The organism is Priestia endophytica (assembly GCF_026790145.1).
Taxonomy (GTDB): domain Bacteria; phylum Bacillota; class Bacilli; order Bacillales; family Bacillaceae_H; genus Bacillus_I; species Bacillus_I endophytica_A.
Window position 1 is genome coordinate 1 of sequence record NZ_JALAMS010000010.1, and the last position, 6,712, is coordinate 6,712.

Consider the following 6,712-nt stretch of genomic DNA (forward strand, 5'->3'; position numbering starts at 1 on the left):
GATGGTGTTGCATATCTCATTGCTCTATTCGCTTTTTCTCTTGCAGTAATAGATGGTCCAAACATCGTTGAACGGTTATTCGGCATTGATGCAGGACTAAAATCAAGTTATGGCGCATTGGCAGGTGCTTATGCAGGTGCTAAAGGCGTTAGCAAAGGACTTAAAGGATTAAGTAGTGCAGGTAAATCTGCTGCTCTAAAAGGTCTTGGTGGAGTTGCAGGAGTTGCGGGAATGGCGCAAGGTCTAACTAAAAACAATGGAGATAATAACGTTAGCAAGGCGTCTGAGCAACAAAATAAGCAATCTCAAAACAGTAAATCGCAGGGTAAAGAATCAAATCAACAGAATGATAGTAGTCAAAATGAGAATCTAAAAGAAATGATGGAAAATGGCAAAGTTGAAACCGAAAATGGTGAAAACTCAATTGCTTCTGAGGAGATCAATGCAGGTTTACAAGAATCAGCATCCTCTTTAGAAAATGAAATGCAACAAGAAGAACAAGCAAAACAAGAAGGAAATGGCAACTCTCCTCAAGGACTACATCAAGAAATGGAAGCGAAAGGAATTGGAAACGGGGGAGTAAGTGGAGGATTAGGAAATACAACATCTTCTACACAAGGTAATGGATTGCTTGATACAACACCGTCTGTTTCTACACAAAACGGAATAGAAGGAAACACAACATCTCCTACACAGGGTAATGGATCGCTTGATACAACACCGTCTGTTTCGACACAAAACGGAACGGCAGGAAATACAACATCTTCTACACAAAGTAATGGATTGCTTGATACAACATCATCTGTTTCAACACAAAACGGAACAGCAGGAAGTACAACATCTTCTACTACACAAAGTACTGAATCGTTTGGTACAACAACTGAATCATTTGGTACATCGTCTTCTGAAGGTAATGGGGGAACAGTGCAAAGTACACCACCGCCTGTATCACCAAGTAGTAGTAGCACAGTAGAAAATACACCTTCACCTTCTGGAAACAATGGGGGAACAGTGCAAAGTACACCACCGCCTGTATCACCAAGTAGTAGTAGCACAGTAGAAAATACACCTTCACCTTCTGGAAACAATGGAGGGACAGTGCAAAGTGCACCACCGCCTGTATCACCAAGTAGTAGTAGCACAGTAGAAAATACACCTTCACCTTCTGGAAACAATGGAGGGACAGTGCAAAGTGCACCATCTGTTTCAAGAGAGACTAATAGAGATACAAGACATTTAGGAAATGTAATCACAGGTAAATTCAAACAGAATGAACCTGTACAAAAATTTCAAAAGTCCTATCAAATTAGTGAAAATGCTGGCGGAAGTGCAAGAAAAAATATTGAAAAGTTTCGTCAAAATCATAGAAAAAGATAAACAAAAAGAGAAGGGGATTTTGGTTTTTCTCTTCTCTTTTTTTATTTTTCATACGGACATAAAGTGGACATTTCCAAAAAACGATAGGGACACAAAGTGGACATTGGTCAAAAATAAGAGGACGCAAAGTGGACATTAAACAATTTTTCATGATACCACTAAAACACTAGGCTTTGCCTAGTATATTACCGTAGGTGATATCAGTTTTTCCTTATGCTCTTTCTCTTTTTAGATAGTGGTAAATCCGAATTTGTTTTTTATTCAAAAGGAGCGTTAAATCATGGACATATTTTTAAGAAACATAGACCCCATTGCAGTAAAAAAAATAGATGAAACGGCAAAGAAAAAGTCTATTTCAAGACAAGAGTTTTTGAAATCTGCTGTTGAAAAAATCGCATATGAAAAAGAAATAACTGAAAGAGAAATACGACTAGAAATGATTATTGCAAAAAACATTCAAGCTATGGAAAAAATGACAGATAGGGTTGAACAATTGGAAAATGTGTTAGCTGATTTAATGGAAGAATAAACGGAGATCAATTTTCTCTTTTTTCTTGAAGTATGTTTTAAAATTCAAGTGAAAAAGGAGTGTCCTAGTTGTTGAAGGGCACTCCTTTATTTTAAAAAGAATCTTCTACTCCACCATGGTTTCTTTTTCTCATTCATGTCTTTCATCAATTCATTTATTCCATTATTTAAATCATTTAAAGTTTGTTTACCTTGTTCATCTGATTTCCTAACTTCTTGGATCTCCTGCCTTGCAACTGCAAGTTCTTCCTTTACTGATTGAAGTTCCTTTTTTTGTGCTTCGATTACTTCAATAAAGCTTTCTCTCATTTCATGCAATGCCAGTGCAACATCTATCGTTTGTCTTGTTTGTTTATGTTCATCTATTAATTCAATCGTCATCGGGTGGACATTCGAAAGCTGTTCATCTACATCTTTAACGTTCATCCCTTCATCATATAAACGACGAATTTCATGAATGATTGGTAGCGAATTTATATGAATCTGATAACCATGTCCACGTTTACGGGTCTTTAAATAACTACGATGTTGGCGTATATATCTTCTAACAGTATCGGATGGAATATTGGTATTTTCCGCCGTTTGGGTGACTGTATACCATTCTTTTTCCAACAACTTTTCCTCCCTCCGTCCACGTCACGTTTTATAAATCGTTCATGTATTTAGAATACTAGATTACACAAGGCTTTTCCTTTATTATCTTGTGAATGGTCTATGAAATCATTCATGCTCAATCACTTAGAGACCAACTGGTTGCCTTCATGGCAACCTTTAAGCCTTCATGGCAATAACAATTGTCATACTACGGGAGACAATCTAGAAAACAATTGTCATACTACGGGAGACAATCTAGAAAAAAATAGTTGTCACACTATGGGTGACATGTTATATTTTACTAGAAAACATATGGGTGACAGGGGGTTCCGTGATGAAAGAAATTGATTTGGGTGAACGTTTATCTGTTCGACTGAATGATAAGGTAAGAGGACAAGTAAGAGATTTAATGAACCTTTATGGAAAGGAATCTATAGGTAAAGTAACGGTTGCTGATGTTGTTAGATATGCCATTGATAATCTACATGAAACAAAGTTTCCTGATAGAGAAGAGGATGATGAAGATGATTATGACGAGGAGTACGATTGATGCTTTGTCACTATTGTGGAACTGAAAATCAAGAGAGTAATAGTTGCTCTTTTTGCGAAGCTCCTCTAGATCCTCGTAGACCAAAGAGAAAAAACTTTGTGTATTTGGAACATTGCGAGTTACCTTTTTTCGAGCTAGAAGGATTTCACACATACGACTTATTGGTTTTATTGAGATTAGTTCGGAAGGAAAGGTCAGAAGCCTACAATCAGATGAGACTAATTAAAAAAGGGGCTGAGGAAGCTCATATAGACGCTGAGACGGTTTCTTTTTCAGAGGAGCAATATTTGTATTACACGAAGCGTGCGAAGGTTCTAGAAGGGATTCTAGTTGATAGAATGGGGTACAAGCCCAAGACTATTAATGATAAACTATTACTTGGAATTGATAGAAAAATTAGAGAATAAGAAAAGAAGGCATGAGAAAAGCCCTTCCAGTCGGCAAAAACTTGAGGGCTTTTCAAGAAAAATATAGAAGGAATTCAATCTTAGAAGGAATTAAACCCATAGATTAAACCCTTATTAACATTGTTATATATGCATTCTAACATATGGGTTTAATTCCTTCTACAAAAAATGGGGGAATTAAAGTGAAAAATGAATTCGAACAAAGAAGATTAGAAAGAGAACAAAAACGTAAAGAGAAAGAAGAAGCTTTTAAAGCTCTTCCAGAAGGACAACAAGCTATTATTAACGCTTCTAACAAGGCTTCTAAAAATGCTAAAAAAAGAGATTCAGATATTGAAGAGTTGCTTGGACAAGTTGGAGTTGGATTGTCTGGGGATCAACAGAAAATGCTTCTAGAAATTCTACATAAAACAACAGGTGAGAATTACTTCATCGGGAAAAAGAAGAAAAAAAGTGATGGAGTGAAGTTTGTGCAAATTATAATGGAAAACTACAATTACTTAGCAAGAATAAAGTATTTAACAAATGCCCAAAAAGCGTTCTTACTAGATTTAGTTCCTTATGTAGAATTTAAAACAAATATCCTTATAGAACTAAATGAAGAAGATTCGGAAGAGGTAAATGTAAACGCAGCTTCACCTAGTTATCTTGCTAAGATATTAGAACGTGACCGTTCAACAGTATCGCATATGATGAATGACCTTATGAAAAAAGGAATCTTAGCTGTTGCAGAAAGTGGTATGACTACGGAAGAGGGTAGAGTTTGTACTAGTAGAACTTGGTTTGTTAACCCTAATGTTATGTGCTGTTCAGCAAAAGATGATGTAGATAAAGCAACACAAAGAATTTTTCAAAAGTCTTTAAAGAACTTTAAAGTTGAAGGTAGTTCACAAAAACATAAGTTACCAATATATTTATTCTGAAAAGCAAGTGGGATTTTCTCTCCTTGCTTTTTTATTTTTATGTGCTTTTTACATTTATTAGGTGTGGGTTTTTTCCCACACAGGTGTGGGTTTTTCCCCACACCCTACCTTTTATAAACGTTGATATAACAACATTCTTTAACTTGCTCCTTCTCACTCTATTTAAATAGCAATTCGGCAATGAAATTGCAAGACTCATTTTATATTTTTTTCGTTGAAAAAATATTAGCCTAAAGGCTCTAAATGTTGCCTGAAGGCAACCAAAATTCAGTAAGAAATTTCAATAAAATGGGTTGACTTGGAATGTCTTACCATGTATATTTTAATTATAAGTCGTACGACCGTACGACATGGGCGAAAGGAGGAACATTTATTTTGGGAAAGTCGCCCGAAGGATTCAAGCGTCTAAGTGCTGATATCCCCGAACATTTGTACAAAGAATTTGCGAAAAGATGCATTGATAAAGGAGTGAAGAAAAGAGAGTATTTACAGGAAATTTTAGAAAAAGAGTTTTATAACAAGAAGAAATAAAAAAAGCCCCCCCTTTTTCAAATTCGAATCGAATTCAAAATAGGAAGAGCTATATGAAAAACCGACATTTTCATTATAGCAACACTAAAGGAGAGATTGCTATGAAAAAACAATTAAATCAACTTCAAATGGATTTTTTAAAGAAACATATTATTGAGTGTGAAGAAGGCGGTATTTTAACTGATGCTTTTACCATGGATGGTGATGAAGGCATGATTTTATATAGACTTGTATCTTCTACTAAAACGGTGAAAGGTGCAGTTTTGATATAAATCAAAAAGAAAAGGGAGAGATTTAAATGAATTTGAAAAAGGTTCTAACTGGGTGTCTTGTTTTATTGCTTATGTTAATTGTTTCAGCTTGTGGGAGCGATGATGTAAGTGGGAGTGGCAAAGCTACTGAACTCAATTTGGAGGAAGTTAAAGCGTTTCAGGATGATAAAAAAACAGGGTTTTTATATGTGAAATCGGCATTTGACTCTGATTCTGATAAAGAAAGCGATCAAATGAATTTAAGAGAAATTCAAAGTATTGCCGAGGCTGAAAAGATTGATTTTTATGTGTTTGATGGTAAAGAACTACCTGAATCAGAACTTTACGAACAGGATACTTCGAAAATGACTATTGAGCAGTATACTGGAACCTTTGCTTTTTACCAAGATGGCAAAATGAAAGAAGAGTTGGATTTTACGGATTTCTCGGAGGATGAGATTCCTTCCGAAGTTGAAGAGTTTGTGCAAAATATGAAGGAAGAGTATTTAAAATAAAGTTAACTGAAAAAACCAGGTTAACTGCCAATTTTTCAGTTAACCAGGGGGAATTCCAATGGACGACAAAGTAATAGGGATAATTGAAAAATTTGATGATTTTCTCGAAATAACAAACCCAGTTTCTTACATGATGCGTTGGATTGGTTGGATTATTATCAAAGGTTTGGCATGGTTAGTGGACAGTCTTGAAAATGTAACAGACAGCATTCTTCTTATAAAAACCTTTTTTAATGATAGCGATGTTGAAGCACTTGTTGATATGCTTTTTCCCCTTGCTGGTACATTAATGGGCTTATCGTTTCTTTATACCGGATATCTTATTATCTTTCAAAAGAAAGTTGATCGTGAAGCGATTGCCGTGAATATGTTCTTGGCATTGGTTGTTCTTTTTTTACTTGGTACAGGTCTTGATAAGGCAAATAAATTTACCGATGTAGCGATTGATGCAATTGAAGAACAATCAGACGGTTCCACGGCTGAAGAAATTGTAAAGGATAATATAACGGATTTGGCTCAATTCGATGTAACTGGTTGGAAAACGACTGAACTTGAGCATCCTAACAAGATACCAGAAAGTAAAATTCTAAAAATTAATATCACACAAGCAATTGATAAGGATTTTGACCCTGCAGGGGAAAATAAACAAATGTCTAAAGTAGGACTTGAGGTTGTTTCTAATCGTTTGGATTATGATGAGGTAGGGAATCCAAAGAAAGCTGAATTAGATGATGGTTGGTTTACGGCATTTAAAGAGAAGTACTATCGTTACGAAATCGATTGGTTCAATGTAATGGTTACTTTAGCAATTACAGCTTTTACGTTGCTGACAATCGCTATTAAGTTAGCCAAACTATTCTTTGAATTGACGTTTAACTATGTTTTAGCAATAGTCATAGCGCCTGCCGACATTCATAACGGCCAAAAGACAAAACAAGTGATTCAAAACATTTTAAACACTTTTCTTGTAACAATTATGGTGTTCTTAAGCATGAAAATTTACATTCTTGGTACTGACTTTATAGATACTAAATTA

9 protein-coding genes and 1 pseudogene are annotated in these 6,712 nt (G+C 35.3%); 9 read left to right on the forward strand and 1 reads right to left on the reverse strand.

Going from position 1 to position 6,712, the window contains the following annotated elements:
- Positions 1-1,377, forward strand: a pseudogene (locus tag MOC86_RS08435) (hypothetical protein); the annotation flags it as partial.
- Positions 1,378-1,657: 280 nt separating this feature from the next.
- On the forward strand, positions 1,658-1,906 hold the full coding sequence (locus MOC86_RS08440; RefSeq protein WP_268583733.1) for a hypothetical protein: 249 nt from the start codon (positions 1,658-1,660) through the stop codon (positions 1,904-1,906).
- 86 nt (positions 1,907-1,992) lie between these two features.
- Here the strand turns inward: MOC86_RS08440 and MOC86_RS08445 are convergent, their stop codons facing one another.
- Entirely contained in the window at positions 1,993-2,517 is a 525-nt protein-coding gene (locus MOC86_RS08445) for a hypothetical protein (RefSeq protein WP_268583734.1), read from the reverse strand.
- A 316-nt stretch (positions 2,518-2,833) separates the two neighbouring features.
- On the opposite strand from MOC86_RS08445, the gene MOC86_RS08450 reads away from it, so the two are divergent.
- The 7 genes from MOC86_RS08450 to MOC86_RS08480 all read left to right on the forward strand — a co-directional run.
- A complete protein-coding gene (locus MOC86_RS08450; protein WP_268583735.1) occupies positions 2,834-3,049 on the forward strand; it encodes a hypothetical protein in 216 nt (71 codons plus the stop codon).
- A gap of 212 nt (positions 3,050-3,261) precedes the next feature.
- Entirely contained in the window at positions 3,262-3,456 is a 195-nt protein-coding gene (locus MOC86_RS08455) for a hypothetical protein (protein WP_268583736.1), read from the forward strand.
- Positions 3,457-3,734: 278 nt separating this feature from the next.
- Positions 3,735-4,379: a MarR family transcriptional regulator gene (locus MOC86_RS08460; protein WP_268583740.1), complete on the forward strand. Its 645-nt coding sequence runs from the start codon at positions 3,735-3,737 to the stop codon at positions 4,377-4,379.
- 375 nt (positions 4,380-4,754) lie between these two features.
- Positions 4,755-4,910: a hypothetical protein gene (locus tag MOC86_RS08465; protein ID WP_268583737.1), complete on the forward strand. Its 156-nt coding sequence runs from the start codon at positions 4,755-4,757 to the stop codon at positions 4,908-4,910.
- Positions 4,911-5,011: 101 nt separating this feature from the next.
- Positions 5,012-5,182: a hypothetical protein gene (locus MOC86_RS08470; RefSeq protein WP_268583738.1), complete on the forward strand. Its 171-nt coding sequence runs from the start codon at positions 5,012-5,014 to the stop codon at positions 5,180-5,182.
- Positions 5,183-5,208: 26 nt separating this feature from the next.
- The gene (locus MOC86_RS08475; protein ID WP_268583739.1) at positions 5,209-5,676 is read left to right on the forward strand and encodes a hypothetical protein; all 468 of its coding nucleotides are present in this window, start codon (positions 5,209-5,211) and stop codon (positions 5,674-5,676) included.
- Between the two features lie 58 nt (positions 5,677-5,734).
- Positions 5,735-6,712: pLS20_p028 family conjugation system transmembrane protein (locus MOC86_RS08480; protein WP_419146617.1), on the forward strand; the 978-nt coding region annotated here is incomplete at its 3' end.